General features: G+C 69.5%; 17 protein-coding genes. 9 read left to right on the top strand and 8 right to left on the bottom strand.

The features are described 5' to 3' along the window. Position 1: 1 nt before the first annotated feature. Genes QTI45_RS02430 through glpD form a run of 5 tightly spaced genes read right to left on the bottom strand, consistent with a single transcriptional unit; the run spans position 2 to position 5498 of the window. Positions 2-814, bottom strand: a complete 813-nt coding sequence (locus QTI45_RS02430) for a carbohydrate ABC transporter permease (RefSeq protein ID WP_286367165.1) — start codon at positions 812-814, stop codon at positions 2-4. Next, the gene (locus QTI45_RS02425; protein WP_286367164.1) at positions 811-1701 is read right to left on the bottom strand and encodes a carbohydrate ABC transporter permease; all 891 of its coding nucleotides are present in this window, start codon (positions 1699-1701) and stop codon (positions 811-813) included. Before QTI45_RS02425 ends, QTI45_RS02430 begins: the two co-directional genes overlap by 4 nt. After that, positions 1698-2768, bottom strand: coding sequence for an ABC transporter ATP-binding protein (locus QTI45_RS02420; protein ID WP_286367163.1), 1071 nt, complete (start codon positions 2766-2768; stop codon positions 1698-1700). The genes QTI45_RS02425 and QTI45_RS02420 overlap by 4 nt, the downstream gene beginning before the upstream one ends. A 1-nt stretch (position 2769) precedes the next feature. Beyond that, positions 2770-3843 (bottom strand): ABC transporter ATP-binding protein, encoded by a 1074-nt coding sequence (locus QTI45_RS02415; protein WP_286367162.1) that lies wholly within the window; start codon positions 3841-3843, stop codon positions 2770-2772. Next, entirely contained in the window at positions 3834-5498 is a 1665-nt protein-coding gene (gene glpD / locus QTI45_RS02410; RefSeq protein WP_286653388.1) for a glycerol-3-phosphate dehydrogenase, read from the bottom strand. The genes QTI45_RS02415 and glpD overlap by 10 nt, the downstream gene beginning before the upstream one ends. Before the next feature lie 97 nt (positions 5499-5595). On the opposite strand from glpD, the gene QTI45_RS02405 reads away from it, so the two are divergent. Beyond that, positions 5596-6366 (top strand): DeoR/GlpR family DNA-binding transcription regulator, encoded by a 771-nt coding sequence (locus QTI45_RS02405; protein WP_286367160.1) that lies wholly within the window; start codon positions 5596-5598, stop codon positions 6364-6366. A gap of 12 nt (positions 6367-6378) precedes the next feature. Further along, positions 6379-7872 (top strand): glycerol kinase GlpK, encoded by a 1494-nt coding sequence (gene glpK, locus QTI45_RS02400; protein ID WP_286653387.1) that lies wholly within the window; start codon positions 6379-6381, stop codon positions 7870-7872. A gap of 22 nt (positions 7873-7894) precedes the next feature. Here glpK and QTI45_RS02395 read toward each other — a convergent pair whose 3' ends face one another. From QTI45_RS02395 to QTI45_RS02385, 3 genes are all read right to left on the bottom strand, one after another. Then, positions 7895-8851 (bottom strand): alpha-E domain-containing protein, encoded by a 957-nt coding sequence (locus QTI45_RS02395; RefSeq protein WP_286367684.1) that lies wholly within the window; start codon positions 8849-8851, stop codon positions 7895-7897. Between the two features lie 31 nt (positions 8852-8882). Beyond that, positions 8883-10376 carry a circularly permuted type 2 ATP-grasp protein gene (locus QTI45_RS02390; RefSeq protein WP_286367156.1) on the bottom strand — a complete coding sequence of 498 codons (1494 nt, stop codon included), beginning with the start codon at positions 10374-10376 and terminating at the stop codon, positions 8883-8885. A gap of 95 nt (positions 10377-10471) precedes the next feature. Continuing rightward, positions 10472-12880, bottom strand: a complete 2409-nt coding sequence (locus tag QTI45_RS02385) for a DNA internalization-related competence protein ComEC/Rec2 (RefSeq protein ID WP_286653790.1) — start codon at positions 12878-12880, stop codon at positions 10472-10474. A 166-nt stretch (positions 12881-13046) separates the two neighbouring features. On the opposite strand from QTI45_RS02385, the gene QTI45_RS02380 reads away from it, so the two are divergent. The 7 genes from QTI45_RS02380 to QTI45_RS02350 all read left to right on the top strand — a co-directional run bounded on the left by QTI45_RS02380 (position 13047) and on the right by QTI45_RS02350 (position 23689). Next, complete coding sequence (locus tag QTI45_RS02380; RefSeq protein ID WP_286653386.1) at positions 13047-16544, top strand: transglutaminase family protein; 3498 nt, start codon at positions 13047-13049, stop codon at positions 16542-16544. 88 nt (positions 16545-16632) lie between these two features. Beyond that, positions 16633-19335 carry a circularly permuted type 2 ATP-grasp protein gene (locus QTI45_RS02375; RefSeq protein WP_286653385.1) on the top strand — a complete coding sequence of 901 codons (2703 nt, stop codon included), beginning with the start codon at positions 16633-16635 and terminating at the stop codon, positions 19333-19335. A gap of 35 nt (positions 19336-19370) precedes the next feature. Next, positions 19371-20405, top strand: a complete 1035-nt coding sequence (locus tag QTI45_RS02370) for a transglutaminase family protein (protein WP_286653384.1) — start codon at positions 19371-19373, stop codon at positions 20403-20405. Then, entirely contained in the window at positions 20402-20860 is a 459-nt protein-coding gene (locus QTI45_RS02365; protein WP_286653383.1) for a RidA family protein, read from the top strand. The genes QTI45_RS02370 and QTI45_RS02365 overlap by 4 nt, the downstream gene beginning before the upstream one ends. Beyond that, positions 20857-21312: an Lrp/AsnC family transcriptional regulator gene (locus QTI45_RS02360; RefSeq protein ID WP_286653789.1), complete on the top strand. Its 456-nt coding sequence runs from the start codon at positions 20857-20859 to the stop codon at positions 21310-21312. Before QTI45_RS02365 ends, QTI45_RS02360 begins: the two co-directional genes overlap by 4 nt. A gap of 25 nt (positions 21313-21337) precedes the next feature. Continuing rightward, the gene (locus tag QTI45_RS02355; protein WP_286653382.1) at positions 21338-22153 is read left to right on the top strand and encodes a helix-turn-helix transcriptional regulator; all 816 of its coding nucleotides are present in this window, start codon (positions 21338-21340) and stop codon (positions 22151-22153) included. 105 nt (positions 22154-22258) lie between these two features. Continuing rightward, positions 22259-23689 carry an aldehyde dehydrogenase family protein gene (locus QTI45_RS02350; RefSeq protein WP_286653381.1) on the top strand — a complete coding sequence of 477 codons (1431 nt, stop codon included), beginning with the start codon at positions 22259-22261 and terminating at the stop codon, positions 23687-23689. Positions 23690-23782 lie beyond the last annotated feature (93 nt).

Genomic DNA, 23782 nt, shown 5'->3' with positions numbered 1-23782 from the left:
TTCAGACGCGTCCCATCGCGAAGCCCTTCGCGATGTAGTGCCGCACGAACCAGATCACGATCGCGCCCGGCACGATGGTCAGCACGCCGGCCGCTGCCAGCGTGGCCCAGTCCATGCCCGAGGCGCTCACGGTACGCGTCATGGTCGCCACGATCGGCTTCGCGTTGACGCTGGTCAGCGTGCGCGCCAGCAGCAGCTCGACCCAGCTGAACATGAAGCAGAAGAAGGCCGCGACGCCGACGCCGGCCTTGATCAGCGGCAGGAAGATCGTGAGGAAGAAGCGCGGGAAAGAGTAGCCGTCGATGTAGGCGGTCTCGTCGATCTCGCGCGGGATGCCGCTCATGAAGCCCTCGAGGATCCAGACCGCCAGCGGCACGTTGAACAGCAGGTGCGCGAGCGCCACGCCGAGGTGCGTGTCCATCAGGCCGACGGTCGAATAGAGCTGGAAGAAGGGCAGCAGGAACACCGCCGGCGGCGTCATGCGATTGGTCAGCAGCCAGAAGAACACATGCTTGTCGCCCAGGAAGGTGTAGCGCGAGAAGGCATAGGCCGCCGGCAGCGCCACCGCGAGCGAGATCACCGTGTTGATGCCGACATAGATCAGGCTGTTGATGTAGCCCGAATACCAGGATTCGTCGGTGAAGATGCGCCGGTAGTTCTCCCAGGTGAAGCTCTGCGGGAAGAACGAGAAGCTCGACAGGATCTCCTCGTTGGTCTTGAAGCTCATGTTGACCATCCAGTAGATGGGCAGCAGGGCGAACACCAGGTACAGCAGCAGGAAGACGCTGCGTTTGCGAAGGCGCGGTTCGTTCATTTTTCTTCCTCCACCTCGAGCGTGCCGACACGCAGCATCCAGTTGTAGAGCACGAAGCACAGCAGCAGGATGATCAGGAAGTAGATCAGCGAGAACGCCGCCGCCGGGCCGAGGTCGAACTGCCCCACCGCCTTCTGCGTCAGGTACTGGCTCAGGAAGGTGGTCGCGTTGCCGGGCCCGCCGCCGGTCAGCACGAAGGGCTCGGTGTAGATCATGAAGCTGTCCATGAAGCGCAGCAGCACCGCGATCACCAGCACCCCGCGCATCTTCGGCAGCTGGATGTAGCGGAACACCGCGAACTTGCTGGCGCCGTCGATGCGTGCCGCCTGGTAATAGGCGTCCGGGATCGAGCGCAGCCCGGCGAAGCACAGCAGCGCCACCAGCGGCGTCCAGTGCCAGACGTCCATCAGCAGCACCGTCAGCCAGGCATCGCGCGCATTGCCGGTGTAGCTGTACTCGATGCCCAGCTTCAGCAGCGTGTGGCCGAACAGGCCGATGTCGCTGCGCCCGAAGATCTGCCAGATGGTGCCGACCACGTTCCAGGGGATCAGCAGCGACAGCGCCACCACCACCAGCACCGCCGAAGCCTTCCAGCCGGTGGCCGGCATCGACAGCGCAAGGCAGATGCCGAGCGGAATCTCGACCACCAGCACGGCGATCGAGAAGCCGAGCTGGCGCCACAGCGCCGCATGCAGTTCGTCGTCGCGCATCACGGCGGCGAACCACTCGGTGCCGACGAACACCCGGCGCTCGGGCGAGATGATGTCCTGCACCGAATAGTTGACCACCGTCATCAGCGGCACGATGGCCGAGAAGGCGACGCACAGCAGCACCGGCAGCACCAGCCACCAGGCCTTCTGGTTCAGCGGCTTGTTGTTCCCGTTCATGCGACCAGCTCCTCATCGCGGTAGAAGCAGCTCTTGCGGCCCAGCACCTGCAGCCAGACCGTGGCGCCGGGCGCGGGCACCGCGGCATCCGATGCCAACCGGGCCTTCACGGCGCTTTCGCCGGCCCGGGCGCTGAGCATCAGGTGGGTGCCGACGTCCTGGACCTGGGTCAGCGTGGCCGGCACCGCACCCGGCGCGTTGGCCTCGGCCAGCGCCACGTACTCGGGCCGGATGCCGAGCTTGAGCGCGCCCTCGGGCAGCTCGCGGGTCGCCGTGAGCCGCGTGCCCGCGATCTCGAGCATGCCGCCGGCACTGGTCACCGGCAGGAAGTTCATCCCCGGCGAGCCGATGAAATGGCCGACGAAGGTATGGGCCGGCCGTTCGAACAGCGCCTCGGCGCTGCCGATCTGCACCGCCCTGCCCCGGGTCATCACGACCACCTCCTCGGCGAAGGTCAGCGCCTCGACCTGGTCGTGCGTCACGTAGATCAGCGTCAGCTTGAGCTCGCGGTGGATCTGCTTGAGCTTGCGCCGCAATTGCCACTTGAGGTGCGGGTCGATCACGGTCAGCGGCTCGTCGAACAGCACCGCAGAGACGTCGTCGCGCACCAGACCGCGGCCCAGCGATATCTTCTGCTTGGCGTCGGCCGCGAGGCCGGCGGCGCGCTGGTTGAGCTGGCCGCTCATGTCGAGCATCTCGGCGATCTCGCCGACCCGCTTCCTGATCTGCTCGGCGGGCAGCTTGCGGTTGTGCAGCGGGAAAGCCAGGTTCTGCGCCACGGTCATGGTGTCGTAGATCACCGGGAACTGGAACACCTGCGCGATGTTGCGCTGCTGCGGCGTCTCGCGCGTGACGTCGCGGCCGTCGAACTTGACGCTGCCCTGCGACGGCGCCAGCAGGCCCGAGATGATGTTCAGCATCGTGGTCTTGCCGCAGCCCGAGGGGCCCAGCAGCGCATAGGCGCCGCCGTCCCTGAAGCTCATCTTGAGCGGCAGCAGCGCGTAGTCGCTCTCCTGCGCCGGGTTCGGGCGGTAGGCGTGGGCCAGGTCGAGGTCGATGCGGGCCATGTCATCCCCTCTTGCGCCAGGCCGGCGCGAGCGCGAGGCGCTCGCCGGTATCGAACACATAGGCCTGCGCGGCGCCGAAGTACAGCGTGATCGCGGTGCCGAGCTCGAAGCGGTGCACGCCCGTGAGTTGCGCCACCAGCTCGCCGACCAGCGTCTCGACGTGGACGAAGGTGTCGGAGCCCGAGATCTCGGCCAGCTCGACCTTGCCGGGCAGCGCGACGTCGCCCTCGCCCGCGCCGACGTCGAGCGCACTGGCGCGCAGGCCGACCGTGACCGTGCCGTCGACGCCGGCCGGCAGCTCGAGCGGCAGCAGCGGGCCGCCCTCCAGCTGCACGCCGCCGGCGACCACGCGCCCGGCCATGAGGTTCATCGGCGGATCGCTGAACGCGCGCGCCACCCGCAGCGATTGCGGCGCATGGAACACTTCCGCGGTGGGCCCGTACTGCAGCAGCTCGCCCGCATCCATCACGGCCGTGTAGCCACCCAGCAGCAGCGCCTCGCCGGGCTCGGTGGTGGCATAGACGACGGTCGAGTCGCCGCTCGCGAAGAGCTGGGTCAGCTCTTCGCGCAAGCCCTCGCGCAGCTTGTAGTCGAGGTTCACGAGCGGCTCGTCGAGCAGCATCAGCGGCGCGTTCTTGGCCAGCGCCCGGGCCAGCGCCACACGCTGCTGCTGGCCGCCCGAGAGCTCGGCCGGATAGCGGTCGAGAAACATGCCGATGTGCAGCTTGTCGGCCAGTTCGCGCACCCGCGCGTCGATGTTCTTCTCGCCGCGCAGGCGCAGCGGCGAGGCGATGTTGTCGGCCACCTTGAGCGAGGGATAGTTGATGAACTGCTGGTAGACCATCGCCACGTTGCGCTCGCGCACCGGCACGCCGGTGACATCCTTGCCGTCGACCCGCACCTGGCCCTCGGTCGGCGCGTCGAGCCCTGCCATCAGGCGCATCAGGCTGGTCTTGCCGGCCTGCGTCGCGCCCAGCAGCACGGTCACCGCGCCGCTCTTCGGCGCGATGCTCTGCGGGTAGAGCCAGGTCTGCGGACCCGACTTCTTGGTGACTCGGTCGAGGCTCAGCTGCATGGGGCTCCTTCCTTCGAACGGGCGTGCCGCAGCATCCAGGCGTTCACCTGGTCGCGCTGCTGCGGCGTGAAACGCAGGCCGAGCTTGGAGCGGCGCCAGAGCACGTCGTCGGCGCTGCAGGCCCATTCCTGCGAGCAAAGAAAATCCAGCTCTCGCTCGTGCAGGCCCGGCGCCACCGCCGGCCCCAGGTCGGCCATCGAAGCGGCATCGCCGAGCACTTCGGAGATGCGCGCGCCGTAGGCCCGCGCCAGCCGGCGCGCGAGCGCGGCCTCAAGCCAGGAATGCCGCGCCTGCACCGCCGCCACGAAGCGCTCGAAGTCGTCGTCGGGGCGCGAGCTGCGCGTGGTGGCGCCGATCCAGCCCGACAGGTCGCCGCCGGCAAGGAAGGCGCCGTCGGTCCAGGCCGGACGGGTGTCGCCGAGCATCCGCCCCACCTCGTCGGCCGCATCCTCGGCCAGCTTGCGGAAGGTGGTGATCTTGCCGCCCCACACCGACAGCAGCGGCGCCGCCGCGGTGTTGGATTCGAGCAGGTAGTCGCGCGTCACGGCCGACGGGTCGCCCGAGGCGTCGTCGAGCAGCGGCCGCACGCCGGAATAGGTCCAGACCACGTCGGAGGGCTTCACGGGCTGCGCGAAATAGCGGCTGGCCTGCGCGCAGAGATAGTCGATCTCGTCCGCGCCGATGCGCGCGGCCCCGGGGTCGTCGCCCTGCAGTTCGATGTCGGTGGTGCCGATCAGCGTGAAGTCGTCCTGGTAGGGAATCGCGAAGATGATCCGCTTGTCGGGGTTCTGGAAGATGTAGGCATGGTCGTGCCCGAAGACCCGCGGCACCACGATGTGGCTGCCCTTGACCAGCCGCAGGTGCCGGGTCGCGAGCGCCTCGCCGTGCACCGGCTTCGCCACGCCGCGCAGGAAGGCCTCGGCCCAGGGCCCGGCGGCGTTCACCACCGCGCGGGCACGCACCGTGCGCTGGCCTTCGGGCCCTTCGAGCACCGCGGTCCAGCCCTCGGCGCTGCGCTGAGCCTGCACGCAGCGGGTGCGCGTCAGCACCTCGGCGCCGCGGGCGCGGGCATCGACGGCGTTGAGCACCACCAGCCGCGCATCGTCGACCCAGCCATCCGAATAGACGAAGCCCCGCCTGAACTCGGGCTTGAGCGGTGCGCCGGCCTCGTGCCGGCGCAGGTCGATGGTGCGCGAGCCCGGCAGCACCTCGCGCCTGGCCAGGTGGTCGTACAGGAACAGGCCGATGCGGATCATCCAGGCCGGCCGCATGGAGGGGTCGTGCGGCATCACGAAACGCAGCGGCCACATGATGTGAGGCGCGCTCTTGAGCAGCACTTCGCGCTCCTGCAGTGCCTTGCGCACCAGCGAGAACTCGTAGTACTCGAGGTAGCGCAGGCCGCCGTGGATCAGCTTGGTCGACGAGGAGGAGGTGTGGGCCGCGAGGTCGTCCTTCTCGCACAGCACGACGCGCCAGCCGCGGCCGGCGAGATCGCGCGCGATGCCGCAGCCGTTGATGCCGCCGCCGACGATGAGTACATCGCAGTCGGCGGTTGAAGCGTTCGGTGGCGAGGCGGTGGCGCTCACGGCGATGGGTTCCGATGCGATGTGATTTAAGTCACGTAAATTGGCTTTTTCGCTTTCGAATCTTTTCATTCTGGTTCCTTATGGCGCGATTTTCTTAGTCGTTAACCCTAAAGTCCATTCGTTTTCGTTCGTTCTAAAGTAGGACGCGCTGTTTTTTGCTTTTCCCGTGAATTCCAACCCCCGCCAGCTCAAGCTGCTCAACACCGTTCGCTCGCGCGGCTCGATCACCGTCGAGCAGTTGGCGGAGATGCTCGGCGTCACGCTGCAGACGGTGCGCCGCGACGTCCAGCGGCTGGCCGACGAGGGACTGCTGACGCGCTTCCACGGCGGCGTGAGGGTGCCGAGTTCGACCACCGAGAACATCGGCTACCAGCAGCGCGAGTCGCTGCACGCCGAAGGCAAGGCACGCATCGCGCGGGCGGTGGCGGCGCGCGTGCCCAACGACTGCTCGCTGATCCTCAACATCGGCACCACCACCGAGGCGATCGCCAAGGCGCTGCTGCACCACAGCGGGCTGCGGGTGATCACCAACAACCTCAACGTGGCGAGCATCCTGAGCGACAACCCGGCCTGCGAGGTGATCGTGGCCGGCGGCTCGGTGCGGCTGCGCGACCGCGCCATCGTGGGCGAGGCGACGGTCGACTTCATCCGCCAGTTCAAGGTCGACATTGCGCTGATCGGCGTCTCCAGCATCGAGGACGACGGCACCTTGCGCGACTTCGACCTGCGCGAGGTGAAGGTGGCGCAGACCATCATCGCGCAGGCGCGTGAGGTCTGGCTGGCGGCCGACGCCAGCAAGTTCAACCGGCCGGCGATGATCGAGCTGGCAAAGCTGTCGCAGATCGACTGCCTGTTCACCGATGCCGCGCCGCCGCCGCCCTTCCCCGAACTCCTTGAGCGTGCCCAGGTGCGCTGCGAGATCGCACGCGACACCTGAAGGATTCTTGCCATGACCTACCTGCTGGCCCTCGACCAGGGCACTTCCAGTTCACGCAGCATCGTCTTCGACGCCGAAGGCCGCATCGTCGACATCGCCCAGCGCGAGCTCACGCAGATCTACCCGCAGCCGGGCTGGGTCGAGCACGATCCGATGGAGATCTGGAGCAGCCAGCTGGCCACGGCGCGCGAGGTGCTGGCGAAATCGAAGATCGCGGCGGCCGACATCCATGCCGTCGGCATCACGAATCAGCGCGAGACCACGCTGCTGTGGAACCGCAAGACCGGGCAGCCGGTGCATCATGCGATCGTCTGGCAGGACCGCCGTGCCGAGCCGCTGTGCGCACGCTTGCGCGCCGACGGCCTGACCGACACCATCCGCGAGAAGACCGGCCTCGTGATCGACGCCTACTTCTCGGGCACCAAGCTGCGCTGGCTGCTCGACAACGTGTCCGGCGCGCGCGCCGCGGCCGAGCGCGGCGAGCTGGCCTTCGGCACGGTCGACAGCTGGCTCATGTGGCAGCTGACCGGCGGCAAGGTGCACGAGACCGACGTCAGCAATGCATCGCGCACCATGCTCTTCAACGTGCACCGCAACCAGTGGGATGCCGACCTGCTGAAGGCGCTGGCCATCCCGCCCTCGCTGATGCCCGAGGTCAAGCCCTCCAGCGCGCACTTCGCCGACATCGACGCCGCCCTGCTCGGGCGCAGCCTGCCGATCGGCGGTGTCGCGGGCGACCAGCAGAGCGCCCTGTTCGGCCAGGCCTGCTTCGATGCCGGCATGGCCAAGAACACCTACGGCACCGGCTGCTTCCTGCTGATGCACACGGGTGGCGCCTTCCAGCCCTCGCACAACGGCCTGCTGGTGACCAGCGCGGCGCAGACCGGTGCCACGCCGCAGTTCGCGATGGAAGGCAGCGTCTTCGTCGGCGGCGCGGTGGTGCAATGGCTGCGCGACGGCCTCAAGGCGATCCAGGGCAGCGCCCAGGTGCAGGCGCTGGCCGAGAGCGTGCCCGATGCCGGCGGCGTGATGATGGTGCCGGCCTTCACCGGGCTCGGTGCGCCCTACTGGGACGCCGATGCGCGCGGCACCATCACCGGCCTGACCCGCGGCACCACGGTCGCGCACATCGCGCGTGCGGCGCTGGAAAGCATCGCCTACCAGAGCGCGGCGCTGCTGCAGGCGATGAGCCGCGATGCGGTGGCCGCGGGCGGGGCGCCGGTGGCGGAACTGCGCGTCGACGGCGGGGCCTGCGTCAACGACCTGCTGATGCAGTTCCAGGCCGACCTGCTGGGCATCCCGGTGGTGCGGCCCGAGGTGACCGAAACCACGGCGCTGGGGGCGGCCTATCTCGCGGGACTGTCGACCGGGGTCTACAGCGACCTGGGGCAGCTGTCGAAGCTGTGGCGGGTCGAGCGGCGGTTCATGCCGACGATGGGCCGGCCGCAGGCCGAGGAGTCGATGGCCCGCTGGGAACGCGCGGTGCGCCAGGCCACCGCGGCCTGACGGAACCACGCAATCGACGAACTCAGTGCCCCGGCACCAGGAAGTCCTGGCTGATCCGCCACCCGAGTTCGTTCACCCGGTCGAGGAACTGCGTCAGGTAGGCATGCAGCCCGGTGGCGAGGATCTCGTCGACCCGTGCGTACTGCAGGTCGGCCAGCAGCTTGCCGGCGCGGCGCTGGGTTTCGGCGCTCTGCTCGTTCTTGACCATGTCGAGGTTGCTCACCACCTCGCGCAGGCTGGCGTGCAGCGAGCGCGGCATGTCGGCGCGCAGGATCAGCAGCTCGGCCACGCGCTCGGGCTTGATCACGTCGCGGTACACCTTGCGGTACACCTCGAAGGCCGAGACGCTGCGCAGGATCGCGCTCCAGTGATAGAAGTCGTACTCCTGGTCTTCCTCGGTCGCGGTGCCGAAGAACTCGCTGTTGAGCGCATGGAACTTGACGTCGACCAGCCGCGCCGTGTTGTCGGCCCGCTCGAGGAAGGTGCCCAGGCGCGAGAAGTAGAAGGCCTCGTCCTGCAGCATCGTGCCCAGCGTCACGCCGCGCGACAGGTGCGAGCGGAACTTGACCCACTCGAAGAACTGGCCCGGGTCGCGCTCGAAATCGCCCGCGCGCAGCATCCGGTTGACTTCGAGCCAGGTGGTGTTCTGGGTCTCCCATGCCTCGGTCGGCAGCGAGCCGCGCACCGCGCGCGCGTTCTCGCGCGCGGCCCTGAGGCAGGACAGGATCGACGACGGGTTCGACTCGTCCTTGACCATGAACTCCATCACTTCGTCGGGCTTGAAGCCCTCGTGCTTCTCGTTGTAGAGCGGCAGCAGTTCGCTGATCGACAGCAGGCCCTGCCAGCCGTACTGCGCGACCTCGGCCGACTGCGGCAGCATCGAGGTCTGGTAGTTGACGTCGAGCATGCGCGCGGTGTTCTCGGCCCGCTCGGTGTAGCGCGACATCCAGTAGAGGTGATCGGCGGTGCGTGACAACATCATGGGTGTGCTTCCGTGTGCTCTCTTCTGATCAGGACTGGCTTTGCGACTGCGCCGGTGCGCGCGGCTTGGCGCTGCGATCGGCTTCGAGGATCCAGGTGTCCTTGGTGCCGCCGCCCTGCGACGAATTGACCACCAGCGAACCCTCCTTGAGCGCCACGCGCGTGAGGCCGCCGGGCACCATCTGCACTTCCTTGCCCGACAGCACGAAGGGCCTGAGGTCGATATGGCGCGGCGCGATGCCCGCGTCGACGAAGGTGGGCGAGGTCGACAGGCTCAGGGTCGGCTGCGCGATGTAGCCGTCCGGCTTGGCCAGCACGGCCTTCTTGAAGTCCTCGATCTCGGCCTGGGTCGCGGCCGGGCCGATCAGCATGCCGTAGCCGCCGGCGCCGTGCACCTCCTTGACCACCAGGTCCTTCATGTTGTCGAGCGTGTAGGCCAGCTCGTCCTTGTTGCGGCACATGTAGGTCGGCACGTTCTTGAGGATCGGCTTTTCGCCGAGGTAGAACTCGATCATCTTCGGCACGTACGGGTAGACCGACTTGTCGTCGGCGACGCCGGTCCCGACCGCGTTGCAGATCACGACGTTGCCTTCGCGGTAGGCCCGCATCAGTCCGGCGCAGCCCAGGGTCGAGGTCGGGCGGAACACCTCGGGGTCGAGGAAGTCGTCGTCGACCCGGCGGTAGATCACGTCGACCCGGCGCGGACCGCGCGTGGTCCGCATGTAGACGAAGTCGTCCTTGACGAACAGGTCCTGCCCCTCGACCAGCTCGACGCCCATCTGCTGGGCCAGGAAGGCGTGCTCGAAGTAGGCGCTGTTGTACATGCCGGGCGTCAGCACCACCACGGTGGGTTCGGCGGTGGCGGGCGGCGCCGAGGCGCGCAGGGTCTCGAGCAGCAGGTCGGGGTAGTGCGCGACCGGCGCGATCCGGTTCTGGCTGAACAGTTCGGGAAACAGCCGCATCATCATCTTGCGGTTCTCGAGCATGTAGCTCACGCCGCTGGGGACGCGCAGGTTGTCCTCGAGCACGTAGTACTCGCCGTTGCCCTGGGCATCGGGGGCGCGCACGATGTCGATGCCCGAGATGTGCGAGTAGATGTCGTTCGGTACCTTGACGCCGACCATCTCGGGCCGGTATTGGGCATTGTTCAGGATCTGCTCGGCCGGGATCACGCCGGCCTTGATGATCTCCTGCCCGTGGTAGACGTCGTGGATGAAGCGGTTGAGCGCCGTGACGCGCTGCACCAGGCCCTTTTCCATCGACGCCCACTCGTGCGCCGGGATGATGCGCGGCAGCAGGTCGAAGGGGATCAGGCGCTCGGTGCCGGAGCCGTCCTCGTCCTTCGCGCCATAGACGGCGAAGGTGATGCCGACCCGGCGAAAAATGAGCTCCGCCTCCTCGCGCCGGGACCGCATCACCTCGCCGGGCTGCCGGGCGAGCCATTGGTCGTAACGCTTGTAGTGGCTCCGGACCGCCGCGCCGTTGTAGGGCAGCTGCTCGTACATCTCATCGAATTTGTGCATGGGACGACCAATCTCCTTGACCATAGCTTAGCAAGTTCAAGGCCAAATATCGGCGGCGATCGGCACAACGATGCATCCGCGCAGGCCGAGACGCCTCACGGCGGGACATGATTCCAGTAGCGCCGCCCCTCGTGCCGCTGGCATTTCACCGACCCGGGATCGCTGCTCGACCAGGTGGCGGCGCCGCAGCGCGACGACTCCACCAGGGCGATGCCGCGCTCCCGGTAGCGCCCCACCACCTCTTCGGCGGGATGCCCGAAACGATTGCGCCAGCCGGCCTGGACCAACGCGATGCGCGGCCGCACCGCGTCCAGCAGCAAGGCGCTCGACGAGGTCCTGCTGCCGTGGTGAGGCACCAGCAGGACGTCGGCTCGGAGCTCGGAGCGGCGCGCCACCAGCGCCATCTCCTGCAGGCGCTCGATGTCGCCCGCCAGCAGGGCGGCGGTGCGGCCGTTGCCGATGCGCAGCACGCAGGAGATCGAATTCGGCTTCGGCGGCACGAAGGCCGTGTAGTCGCCGGCCTGCGGATGCAGCACCTCGAAGTCGACACCGTCCCAGGTCCAGCGCTGGCCGGCTTCGCAGCGCCGCGCCGCCCGTCCGGACTTCAGGGGATGGCCGTCCTCGATCGAACTCAGCAGCGTCGCCTGCGGCTGCGCGGCGAGCACCGCGGCAGCGCCGCCGGTGTGGTCGCTGTCGCGGTGGCTCAGCAGCACTGTGTCGAGCCGCTCGCCCAGGGCCCGCAGCAGCGGCACCAGCACCCGCTGGCCGGCATCGCTCTCGAGGCTGTAGCGCGGGCCCGCGTCGTAGAGCAGGCTGTGCGTGGCGGTGCGCACCAGCAGCGCACTGCCCTGACCGATGTCGGCGGCAAGCAGATCGAATTCACCCGCGGCCGGCCGGGGCGCCTGCCACAGCAGCGCCGGCAACAACAGCGGCAGCCCGAGCGCGCGCAGTGTCCATGGCAGGCGCATCGCCAGCAGGACGCCGCCCGCCACGCCCGCCGCCGCCATCCACAGCGGCGGCGCCGGCATCGACAGGGTCGCGAAGGGCAGGCCCGCCAACCACTCCAGCACGGCCAACAGCGCCTGGACCGACCCGGCGGCCAGGTGCCAGAGCGATGGCACGACGACGCCCAGCATCGCCAGTGGCGTCACCACCAGCGTGACCCAGGGGATCGCGATCGCGTTGGCCAGCAGGCCGACTGCCGAGACCTGCTGGAACAGCAACAGGGTGAGCGGCGTCAGCGCCAGCGTCACGATCCACTGCTCGCGCAGCAGGCGCAGCAGGCGGGCGCCGATGCCGGTGGGCGCGCCGGCCGGCGCCGCGCCCTCGGCGGCGAACAGCACGCCCACGGCCACGAAGCTGAGCCAGAAGCCCGCCTGCATCAGGGCCCAGGGATCGACCGCGACCACTACGGCGCAGGCCGACAACCAGACGAAGGGCCAGGGCCAGCGTCGGCCCGTGAGGCGCAGGAGTCCGATGGCGCCGAGCATCAGCACCGTGCGCTGCGAAGGCAGGCCCCAGCCGCTGAACAGCGCGTACAGCGTGGCGAGCAGCAGGCCGCCGACGATCGCGGCATGCTGCGCCGGCCAGCGCAGCATCAGGCGCGCGCTGCAGCGCCACAGCGCCCCGACCGCGAGCGCCGCGAGCCAGGCGAACATCGTGATGTGCAGGCCCGAGATCGACATCAGGTGGGCGACACCGGTGGCCCGGAAGATGTCCCAGTCGGAGCGCTCGATCGCGCGCTGGTCGCCGGTGACCAGCGCCGCGATCACGCCGGCCCGGCGCGGCTCCTCGATCTGTTCGAAGACGGCATCGCGCACGGTCTCGCGCAAGCGCTCCACGGGATGGCGCCAGCCCGAGCCCAGCCGCTCGGGCGGTGGGTCGCGGGCCCCGTTGCGTACCTGGCCGCTGGCATGCTCGCCCTGCTCCCACATGCGCAGCTCGTGGTCGAAGCCGTGCGGATTCAAGCTGCCATGCGGAGCCCTGAGACGGACCACCATGCGCCAGCGCTCGCCGGCGTGGACGGGTGCGGTCCGGCCGGCGGCGGACGGCGGCGCCTCGGCCGCAGCACGCGCCCAGAGCCCGCCGCCCTGCGCGTACCACGCCAGCGAGACGCGCGAAGGCACCCGCGGAGGATCCGGGTCGGCCGCCCCTGCATCGGCCCAGTGCGCCGATTCCACCTCGAACGCGAAGCGCGATCCGCCCGCGCCATGCTGGGGCATGCTCGCCACTCGACCCACCAGCAGCAGGTCGCGACCTTCGAGCGCGGGCGACAGCGCATTGGCCGCATAGGCCGTGGCCCGCCATCCGGCCAGACCGCTCCCGGCCATCGCACCCACGCACAACGCCAGCGTCAGATGCAGCCACAGCGCTGGCGGCGCCCACCGCGCACGAAGGCAGAGCCAGGCGCCGCACGCTGCAGCCAGCAGGCAGGCATAGACCAGCCAGGGCCACAGTGCGGCCTGCTGCAGTTGCAAGGCGGCGCCCAGCACCGATCCCGCCATCGCTGCGAACACAGCCAGGGCGCGCTGCTCCCGTCCGGCCGTCACGAACCGAACTCCCGACGCATGTGCAATTCACTCCCTTGCGCACTTCTTTGGCGCGCAAATTGCTTTCTGTGTCGGCTAGTATGCGTCTCACCCCGAGGCACCCTCGACGCACCGAGAAAAAATGTCCATCCACGCCGCACTCCACCACGTCACCCACTACAAGTACGACCGTCCGGTGCAACTCGGCCCGCAGGTGGTCCGTCTGCGTCCGGCGCCGCATTGCCGCAGCAACGTCATCTCGTATTCGCTGCAAGTCGAACCCGCGGAGCATTTCGTCAACTGGCAGCAGGACCCGTTCGCGAACTACCAGGCACGGCTGGTGTTTCCCGAGAAGACGCGCGAGTTCAAGGTCACGGTCGACCTGGTGGTCGAGATGGCGGTCTACAACCCCTTCGACTTCTTCCTCGAGCCGCAGGCCGAGAACTTCCCTTTCAAGTACACCGAGTCGCAGGCCCAGGAGCTCGCGCCCTACCTGGTGGCGGACGAGGCCACGCCGCTGGTCAAGGCCTACCTCGAGAAGATCGACCGCAAGGAACAGCGCACCATCGACTTCCTGGTCGGACTCAACCAGCAGGTGCAGCAGGACGTCAACTACCTGATCCGCATGGAGCCCGGCGTGCAGACGCCGGAGGAAACGCTGACCAACGCCTCGGGCTCCTGCCGCGACTCGGGCTGGCTGCTGGTGCAGCTGCTGCGCCACTGCGGGCTGGCTGCGCGCTTCGTGTCGGGCTACCTGATCCAGCTCACGCCCGACGTCAAGGCGCTCGACGGCCCGAGCGGCACCGAGGTCGACTTCACCGACCTGCACGCCTGGTGCGAGGTCTACCTGCCGGGCGCCGGCTGGATCGGGCTCGACGCCACCTCCGGCCTGCTGGCCGGCGAAGGCCACATCCCGCTGGCCTGCACGCCGACACCTTCGAGCGCCGCACCGATCGAAGGCGTGGTCGACGATGCCGAGGTCGAGTTCGGCCACGAGATGAAGGTCACGCGCATCTACGAGTCGCCGCGCGTCACCAAGCCCTACACCGACGAGCAGTGGACCGAGATCGTGGCCCTGGGCGATGCGGTCGACAAGCGCCTCGCGGCCGGCGACGTGCGGCTCACGATGGGCGGCGAGCCGACCTACGTCGCCACCAGCGACCGCGATGCGCCCGAATGGAACACCGATGCGCTGGGCCCCACCAAGCGCGGCTATGCCACCGAACTGGTGCACAAGCTGCGGGCCGAGTACGGCCAGGGCGGTTTCCTGCACTTCGGTCAGGGCAAGTGGTACCCGGGCGAGCAGCTGCCGCGCTGGGCGCTGTCGATCTACTGGCGCGCCGACGGCCAGACGCTGTGGCACAACCCCGAGCTGTTCGCCGACGAGCGGCATCCCACGCACTACACCAGCGAGGACGCGCGCCGCTTCACCACCGTGCTGGCGCATCGCCTGGGCCTCACCGAGCGCTACATCCAGCCCGGCTACGAGGACGTCTACTACTACCTGTGGCGCGAGCGCCGGCTGCCGGTCAACGTCGATCCCTTCGACTCCAAGCTCGACGACGAGATGGAGCGTGTGCGCTTGCGACGGGTGTTCACGCAGAAACTCGATGCGGTGATCGGCTACATGCTGCCGATCGAGGCCGGCAACGCCAACCCCGACGCGCCGGCGCTGGCCGGCCCGGGCTGGAAGACCGGCCCCTGGTTCCTGCGCGACGACCGCATGTACCTGATCCCCGGCGACTCGCCGATGGGCTACAGGCTGCCGCTCGACTCCCAGCCCTGGACCAGCAAGGGCGACTACCCCTACCTGGTCGAGCGCGACCCGACGGCGCCGCTGGGCAGCCTGCCGAGCGCGGCCGACTATCGCGCCCGCTACAGCGGCCCGGCGCCGACCGGCCCGGGCGCCGACCGCGGCGCCGTGCCCTATGCCTTCGGCGCGCCCGAAGCCGCGCCGGCGGCGCTGCGCATGCAGTCGCCGGGCGACGGCCCTGCCCGCTCGAGCGACGAAGCCATCGATCCGACCACGCCGCGCCAGCCGCGGCGCGGCGAGTCGGCCCACTGGATCACGCGCAGCGCGCTGTGCGTCGAGGTGCGCGACCCGCGCCGCGCCAACGGCCCGGCGGCCGAGAAGCTCGGCAGCGCCTCGGGCGTGCTGTATGTCTTCATGCCACCGCTGGCACGGCTCGAGGACTATCTCGACCTGGTCGCCGCGGTCGAGGCCACGGCCGAGCAGCTGGGCATCAAGATCGTCATGGAAGGCTACCCGCCGCCACGCGATCCGCGCCTGAAGCTGCTGCAGGTCACGCCCGACCCGGGCGTGATCGAAGTCAACATCCATCCGGCGCACAACTGGCGCGAACTCGTGGACCACACCGAGTTCCTCTACAACGCGGCCTTCGAGACCCGCCTGTCGGCCGAGAAGTTCATGACCGACGGCCGCCATACCGGCACCGGCGGCGGCAACCACTTCGTGATGGGCGGCGCGGTGCCCACCGACAGCCCCTTCCTGCGCCGGCCCGAGCTGCTCGCCAGCCTGCTGCTCTACTGGCACAACCATCCGTCGCTGAGCTACCTTTTCTCGGGCATGTTCATCGGCCCGACCAGCCAGGCGCCGCGCGTGGACGAGGCGCGCAACGACCAGGTCTACGAGCTCGAGATCGCGCTCAAGGAAATCGCCCGCAATCGCGAGATCTACGGCCAGAACATGCCGGCCTGGCTGGTCGACCGCACCTTGCGCAACATCCTGGTCGACGTCACGGGCAACACGCACCGCAGCGAGTTCTGCATCGACAAGCTCTACTCGCCCGACTCCAGCACCGGCCGCCTGGGCCTGCTCGAGCTGCGCGCCTTCGAGATGCCGCCGCATGCGCGCATGAGCATCGCCCAGCAACTGCTGCTGCGCGCCTTCATCGCCCGCTTCTGGGACGAGCCGTACAAGGCGCCAGCCACCCGCTGGGGCACCGAGCTGCACGACCGCTTCCTGCTGCCGACCTTCGTCAAGATGGACTTCGACGACGTCATCAGCGAGATGCGGCAGGCCGGCTTCGCCTTCGACCCCAACTGGTTCGCGCCGCACTTCGAGTTCCGCTTCCCGCTGGTCGGGCAGGTGCAGGCGATGGGCGTCGAGCTGTCGCTGCGCAATGCGCTCGAACCGTGGCACGTGATGGGCGAGGAAGGTTCGGCCGGCGGCACCGTGCGCTATGTCGACTCGTCGCTCGAACGCATCGAGGTTCGCGTCACCGGCCTCAACGAAAGCCGCTACGTCATCACCGTCAATGGCAAGGTGCTGCCACTGCAGCCCACCGGAACGGTCGGCGAGTTCGTGGCCGGCGTGCGCTACAAGGCCTGGAACCCGCCGTCGTCGCTGCATCCGAGCATCGGCGCCCATGCGCCGCTGACCTTCGACATCGTCGACACCTGGATGAAGCGTTCGCTGGGCGGCTGCCAGTACTTCGTCGCCCACCCGGGCGGGCGCAACTACGACACCTTCCCGGTCAACGCCTACGAGGCCGAGAGCCGGCGCCACTCGCGATTCACGCGCATGGGCCACACGCCGGGGTTGATGAGCACGCCGCCGGCGACCATCGAGCTGGCCGGCAGCCGCGAGTTTCCGTTCACGCTCGACCTGCGGCGGTGAGCGCAAGTGCCGAGGCTGCGCGGGATTCGGCCTTTTCTCACGCGCACGCCCTCGGCAACCGTGACCACAGTGTGACAATCGGCGCACCGTGGACCCACTGAACGAATCCCTCTTCGACGCCCAGGCCCTGGAAGCGCCTGCCGCGCTCGCGGCCGCGCTCGCCCCCCCGGCCGCGCCGGGCCATTTCGACGAACTGCGCGGCGGTGCCACGCCCGAAGACGAAGCGCGCCAGGCCGTCCCGTCGCAGCCGGCGCCGCTCTACGATGCCTCCGGCCCCCGTCCCGAGTCGCCGCCCGCGCAGGCGGACGACGATGCCGGCGACCGGGCACCGCTGGCGCCGGCCTGGAGCGGCTTCTTCGAGAACCTCGGTCCGGGCGGCTTCGACGACCTGCCCCGGCGCGCGATCAGCCTCGAGCGCCAGATCCGCGACAACGGCGTCACCTACAACGTCTACGCCGATGCCGACGGTCCGCAGCGGCCCTGGTCGCTCGACCTCTTTCCGCTGATCGTCTCCTCCGCCAGCTGGGCCCAGATCGAGGCCGGCGTGCAGCAGCGCGTGCGCGTGCTCGACCGGGTGCTGGCCGATGTCTACGGCCCGCAGCAGCTGCTGGCCGAAGGCCTGCTGCCGGCGGCGCTGGTGCAGGGCCATCCGGGCTACCTGCGGGCCATGCACGGCGTGCGTCCGCCCGGCGACACCTGGCTGCACATCGCGGCCTTCGATCTCGCGCGCGGGCCCGACGGCAACTGGTGGGTGGTCTCGCAGCGCACCCAGGCCCCCTCGGGGCTGGGCTACCTGCTGGAGAACCGGCTGGCGATCGCGCGCCAGTTCCCGCAGGCCTTCGAGAACCTGCAGGTGCAGCGCCTGGCCGCCACCTACAACGCGATGATGGAAGGCCTGCAGCGCATGTGCCCGGCCGGCCAGCCGCCGCACATCGCGCTGCTGACGCCCGGCCCCTACAACGAGACCTACTTCGAGCACGCCTACCTGGCGCGATACCTCGGCATCACGCTGGTCGAGGGCAATGACCTCACGGTGCGCGACCAGCGGCTCTACCTCAAGACGCTGCAAGGCCTCAGGCCGGTGCACGGGCTGGTCAAGCGGCTCGACGACCAGTTCCTCGATCCGCTCGAGCTGCGGCCCGACTCCACGCTCGGCGTGCCGGGGCTGCTGCAGGCGATCCGCGCCGGCAACGTGCTGGTCGCCAACATGCCCGGATCGGCCTTCCTCGAATCGCCCGCGCTGCTGGGCTTCCTGCCCGCGCTGGCACGCCGGCTGATCGGCGAGAAGCTGCAGTTGCCGGCGCTGCCGACCTGGTGGTGCGGCGAACGCGCCGCGATGGAAGCCGTGCTGCCGCAGCTGGGCGATTGCGCGATCAAGGCGACCTACCCCGACATCGACGCCCACACCAGCTTCGAGGCCGTGCTCGGGCGCCACATGGGCCGCCGCGAGCTCGACGAATGGGCCGGCCGCATCGTGCGCCAGGGCGAGGCCCACACGGTGCAGAGCTACCTGCCGCTGTCGCAGATGCCGACCTGGACCCAGGATCTCGGCCGCGGCCACATCGCGCAGCGCTCGGTGCTGCTGCGCGTGTTCGCGGTCAGCGACGGTCCGCGTTCGTGGCGGGTGCTGCCGGGCGGCCTGGCTCGGCTGGCGGGGCGCGACGCCCAGATCGCCTCGATGCAGCGCGGCGGCAGCAGCGCCGACGTCTGGGTCCGCACCGAGGGCGAAGTCGATCGCACGACGCTGCTGCAGCCGCACGCCACCCCGGCTTCGCTGGCCCGGCATCGCGCTCCGGTCACGAGCCGGGCGGCCGAGAACATGTTCTGGCTCGGCCGCTACACCGAGCGGGCCGAGAACGCCGTGCGCCTCGCGCGCCTCACGATCGACCTGCTGAGCGGCGAAGACCATTCTTCGCGCACCCTGCTCGAATGGCTGCACCGGCTGGCGCTGCGCAATGCGCTGGTGCCGGCCGAGGTGCCGAGCCTGCCGAAGTCGCGCCGCGTGTTCGAGCGTGCGCTGATCGCCGAGCTCGGCAACGTCGACACCGGCGGCAGCGTCGGCTGGAGCCTGCGCGCCATCCGCCAGTCGGCCGCCGCGGTGCGCGAGCGGCTGTCGCAGGACCACTGGAACCAGATCGTGCGCGCCGAAACCGACTTCCTGCGGCGCAGTGCCGAACAGGCCGGCGAGAAGGTCGAAGGCGGCTATGCCAGCGGCGCCGCCTTGCGCCTGCTCGAGTCGGCCAGCAGCGCGCTGTCGGCCATGACCGGCGCCCAGACCGACCGCATGACCCGCGACGACGCCTGGCGGCTGCTGTCGATCGGCCGCCACATCGAGCGCCTGGCCTTCCTCTCGAGCGCGCTGTCGGCCGGCTTCGAGAACGGCTCGGTGCACGAGGTCAGCGGCTTCGAGGCCATGGTGGCGCTGTTCGACAGCACCATCACCTTCCATGCCCGCTACCAGCAGCGGCGCGACGTCGCCACGCTGGTCGACCTGCTGGTGCAGGACGGCGACAACCCGCGCTCGCTGGCCTGGGTCACGCACACGCTGCGCAAGCGCATCGCCAGGCTTGCCGGCAGCGCCCCCGGCAAGCTGACCGCCCTGTCGTACGACCTGCCGGATCCCGACACCTGGACACTGGAAGGCCTGTGCGAACCCGGGCCCGACCAGCAGTACCCGACGCTGGTCCGGGTGTTCGACGCCTGCGAGACCGCGGCCTACCACGTCTCCGATGCCATCGGAACGCGCTACTTCACCCTGACCTCCGAATCGCTGCGCTCGGTCGGCGCCTGAGCTCGGCCCGCATGCCGGGCGAGTAAAGTCCGCACATGCTGCTCCACGTCACCCACGCCACGCGCTACGACTACACGCCGCCGGTCGAGACCGCGCAGCACCTGGCGCACCTGAAGCCGATGACGACCGTGTCGCAGCGGCTGGTGAGCCATGCACTGACGATCAGCCCGACGCCGGCGCTGCACGAGGAGTCGGCCGACGTCTACGGCAACGCGCGCGCCTTCTTCGCGCTGGAGTCCACGCACGAGGATCTGGTGGTCACCGCCGAGAGCGTGGTCGAGACCGCGCAGCCGGTGCTGTCGCCGGCCATCGCGCGCGCATTGCCCTGGGAAGAAGTGCGCGAGCGCTTTCGCTACGTCAAGGACGCCCGCTACGACCCGGCCTCCGACTTCGTCTTTCCCTCGCGCTACGTGCCGCGCCACGACGACTTCGCGGCCTATGCCCGGCCCAGCTTCGCGCCCGGCCGCCCCGCTTTCGACGCCGCGATGGACCTCACGCTGCGCATGTACCGGGACTTCGAGTACGACTCCGGCAGCACCGAGATCAGCACGCCGGCGATCGAGGCCCTGGCCCAGCGCAAGGGCGTCTGCCAGGATTTCGCCCACATCATGATCGCCTGCCTGCGCACCATCGGCCTGCCGGCGCGCTACGTCAGCGGCTACCTGCTGACCCAGCCGCCGCCGGGCAAGCCGCGCCTGGTCGGCGCCGATGCCTCGCACGCCTGGGTGTCGGTCTACCTGCCCGGCGCCGACGGCCCCGGCGACTGGGCCGACTTCGACCCCACCAACGGCCGCCAGCCCGGCGAAGACTACGTGACGCTGGCCATCGGCCGCGACTACTCCGACGTCTCGCCGATGCGCGGCGTGCTGCATGGGGGTGCCCGCCACACGCTGGGCGTCAGCGTCACGGTGCGACCGCTCGAGGAACTGAAGGAAGAAGCGGCGGCCATCGCGCGGTCCCAATCGCGGTCCCAATCGCAGTCGCAATCGCAGTCGCAGTCGCAGTCGCAGAACCAGTCCCAAAGCCAAACCCAATCCCAGCCCCCAACCCAGAACAAGGAGTCTTCATGAGCGTCTACGACAAGCTGTCCAGCCTCGGCATCACCCTGCCCCCGGTGGCCACGCCCGCCGCGGCCTACGTGCCCTTCGCGCGCACCGGCAACCTGGTCTTCCTCTCCGGCCACATCGCCCGCAAGGACGGCAAGCCCTGGGTCGGGCAGCTCGGCGGCGCGCTCGGCACCGACGAAGGCAAGCAGGCCGCGCGCGCGATCGCGATCGACCTGCTCGGCACCTTGCATGCGGCGGTCGGCGACCTGAACAAGGTCAAGCGCATCGTCAAGCTCATGAGCCTGGTCAATTCCACGTCCACCTTCACCGAGCAGCACCTGGTGACCAACGGCGCCAGCGAACTGATGGCCGAGGTCTTCGGCAGCGAGAAAGGTGCCCATGCGCGCAGCGCCTTCGGCGTCGCGCAGATTCCGTTCGGCGCCTGCGTAGAGATCGAGCTGATCGCCGAAGTCCAATAAGTGATTCATTGGACGACACCGACCGCCACCTGCTGAGCCTGCTCCAGGCCGACGCCCGCGCGCCCGCCGCGCTGCTGGCCCGCAAGCTCGGGGTGGCGCGCACGACAGTCGTCGCCCGCATCGCGCGGCTGGAACGCGAGGGCGTGATCGCCGGCTATGGCGTGCGGCTCGGCCAGCGCCTCGAGGAAGCCGCGGTGCGCGCGTACTGCGGCCTCAGCGTCGCGCCCAAGACCGGCGCCGCGGTGGTGCGGGCGCTCACGCGGCTGCCCGAGGTCGAGGAACTCTCGGCCGTCAGCGGCCAGTACGACTACATGCTGGCCCTGCGCTGCGAGACCAACGAGCAGCTCGACGCGCTGCTCGACCGCATCGGCCTGATCGAAGGCATCCAGCAAACGCACACCTCGGTGGTGCTGAGCCGCAAGGTCGACCGCCGCAGCGCGGTTCCGCCATAATCCCGGACCCCGGGGAACCCATCCGATGCACAGCGACGACGTGCTCCAGACCCAACGCCGACTGCGCTGCAGTCTGCTCGACGACCGCAGCGCGCTTCCCTGGCGCCCGGCCCGAGAGTTCGCGGCGCAGATGCTGCTGTACGTCGAGGACCCGCTCCAGTGCTGGCGGGTGGGCGTGGAATGTCTGCGCGAGCTGCTCGATGCCGATCGGGTCGATGGCGGCTTCGCCGAACCCGGGCAGGCACTGTATGCGCCGCTGGCCGAATCACTGCGCCCCGGCCGCGCCGTCCCCTCGGTGGTCGGCTTCGCGATGGATGCGCGCGACCCGAGCCTGGCCGCCGTCTGGGCCACCGAGGGCCTGGTGGTGTTCGGCGACGTCGCGAGCGATGCGCGCTTCGGGCCGCAGATGCGCGCGCAGCTCGGCGCCATCGGCACCCGCACCAAGCTGGCCGTGTCGCTGCACGACGGCCGCCGCTCGCTGGGCCTGCTGTGCGCCGACTGGATCGAGCCCCGCACGGTCTGGCGTTCCGAGGCCTGCACCCACCTTCCCCTGCTCGCTCGCGCCGTGCTCACGCCGGTGCTGACGGCAGCACGCTCGCTCGACGATGCGCGCGACGATGCACGGGCCGCGCCCGACCCTGCGGCCCTCGCCGGACTCACGCCGGCCGAGCTGAAGGTCGCACGCATGGCCGCCACCGGGATGAGCTACAAGGAGATCGCGCGCGAACTCAAGCGCTCCTTCTCGACCGTCGACCACCAGCTGCGCAGCGCGCGCGACAAGCTGGGCGTGTCCTCGACCGCCCGCCTCGCGGGCGCCCTCTCGATCCACCTGCCCCATTGACGGTGCCCCCATCGGGGTGAACCCTATCGCGAATCTTCGCGATGGAGCCGCGCGGGCGTGCTCCCTAGACTGCGCGGGCCACTTTCCACCTTCCGGAGATACCCCGTGAGAACGTTCCAGAACACCGTGAACGGCCGCCCCGCCGCCGTCGCCCGCAGCTTCGAATCGAAGAACCCCGCCACCGGCGAAACGCTGGGCCTGGTGCCGCACGCCACGCCGGAGCAGGTGGCCGAGGCCGTCGCCGCGGCGCGCGCCGCGCAGCCCGCATGGGCCGCACGTCCCGACGCCGAACGCCAGGCACTGCTGATGGAGGTCGCGCAAGCCATCAAGGCCAACTCCGAGTACCTCGCCGAGTGGGTGACGCGCGAACAGGGAAAACCGCTCGGCGGCGTCGGTCCCGACCAGGTGCCCGGCGCGCGCTTCGAGCTCTGGGGCTGCGAAGTCTGGACACAGGTGCCCGCGAGCCTCGAGCTGCCGGTGGAAGTCGTCTTCGAGGACGACACGCGGCGCGACGAGATGCACCGCCAGCCCTTCGGCGTGGTCGCCGCGATCGCGCCCTGGAACTGGCCGCTGCTGATTGCGATCTGGCAGATCGTGCCGTCCCTGCGCGCCGGCAACACGGTGGTGCTCAAGCCTTCCGAATACACCAGCATCGGCACGCTGGAGATGGTCCGCATCATGGCCGAGCTGCTGCCGCCCGGCGTGCTCAACACCGTGAGCGGAGGCGGCGACGTCGGCGCGGCCCTGGTGGAAAACAGTGGCATCGACAAGATCATGTTCACCGGCTCGAACGCGACCGGCGCGCGCATCGCGGCGGCGGCGGCGCGCAACCTCACGCCCACGACGATGGAACTGGGCGGCAACGACGCCGCGATCGTGCTGCCCGATGCCGATCCGAAGGCGATTGCGATGGGGCTCTTCTGGGGCGCCTTCCTCAACATGGGACAGACCTGCGCCTGCGCCAAGCGGCTGTACGTGCCCGACAACCTGCACGACGCCGTGGTCGCCGAACTCAAGGCGCTCGCCGAGACCATGCCGATGGGCGACGGCACGGCGGCCGGCACCGTGATCGGCCCGATCCAGAACCGCATGCAGTACGACAAGGTGGTGGCGCTGGTCGAGGACGCCCGGGCCGGCGGCGCGACCATCGTCTGCGGCGGCGAGGCCCCCGCCGGTCCGGGCCACTTCTATCCCGTGACGCTGGTCACCGACATCGCCGACGGCAGCCGGCTGGTGGACGAGGAGCAGTTCGGCCCCGTGCTCCCGGTCATCCGCTACAGCGACCTCGAGTCCGCGATCGCGAGCGCCAACCGGCTCGACGCCGGGCTCGGCGCCTCCGTCTGGTCCGGCGACATCGACAAGGCCAGGGCAGTCGCCTCGCGCATCCGGGCCGGCACCGTGTGGATCAACCAGCACGGCGCGATCCACCCCATGGTGCCCTTCGGCGGCGTCAAGCGCTCGGGCTGGGGGGTGGAGTTCGGCGTCGACGGACTGAAGTCGGTCACGCAGCCGCGCGTCATCAGCATCAAGAAGTAACAGCGGGCCGAACGGGCAGCGGAAGCCGGGCCATCAGGGTAATCCGGCTTCCGAAGCGCCGAGGTCTGCGGCACGCTTCTTGCGCCGAATCCG

Origin of the sequence: Variovorax saccharolyticus, assembly GCF_030316765.1 — a bacterium.
Classification (GTDB): domain Bacteria; phylum Pseudomonadota; class Gammaproteobacteria; order Burkholderiales; family Burkholderiaceae_C; genus Variovorax; species Variovorax saccharolyticus.
The sequence above is the reverse complement of the archived record's forward strand: the minus strand, read 5'-3'. Positions and strand labels throughout refer to the sequence as shown.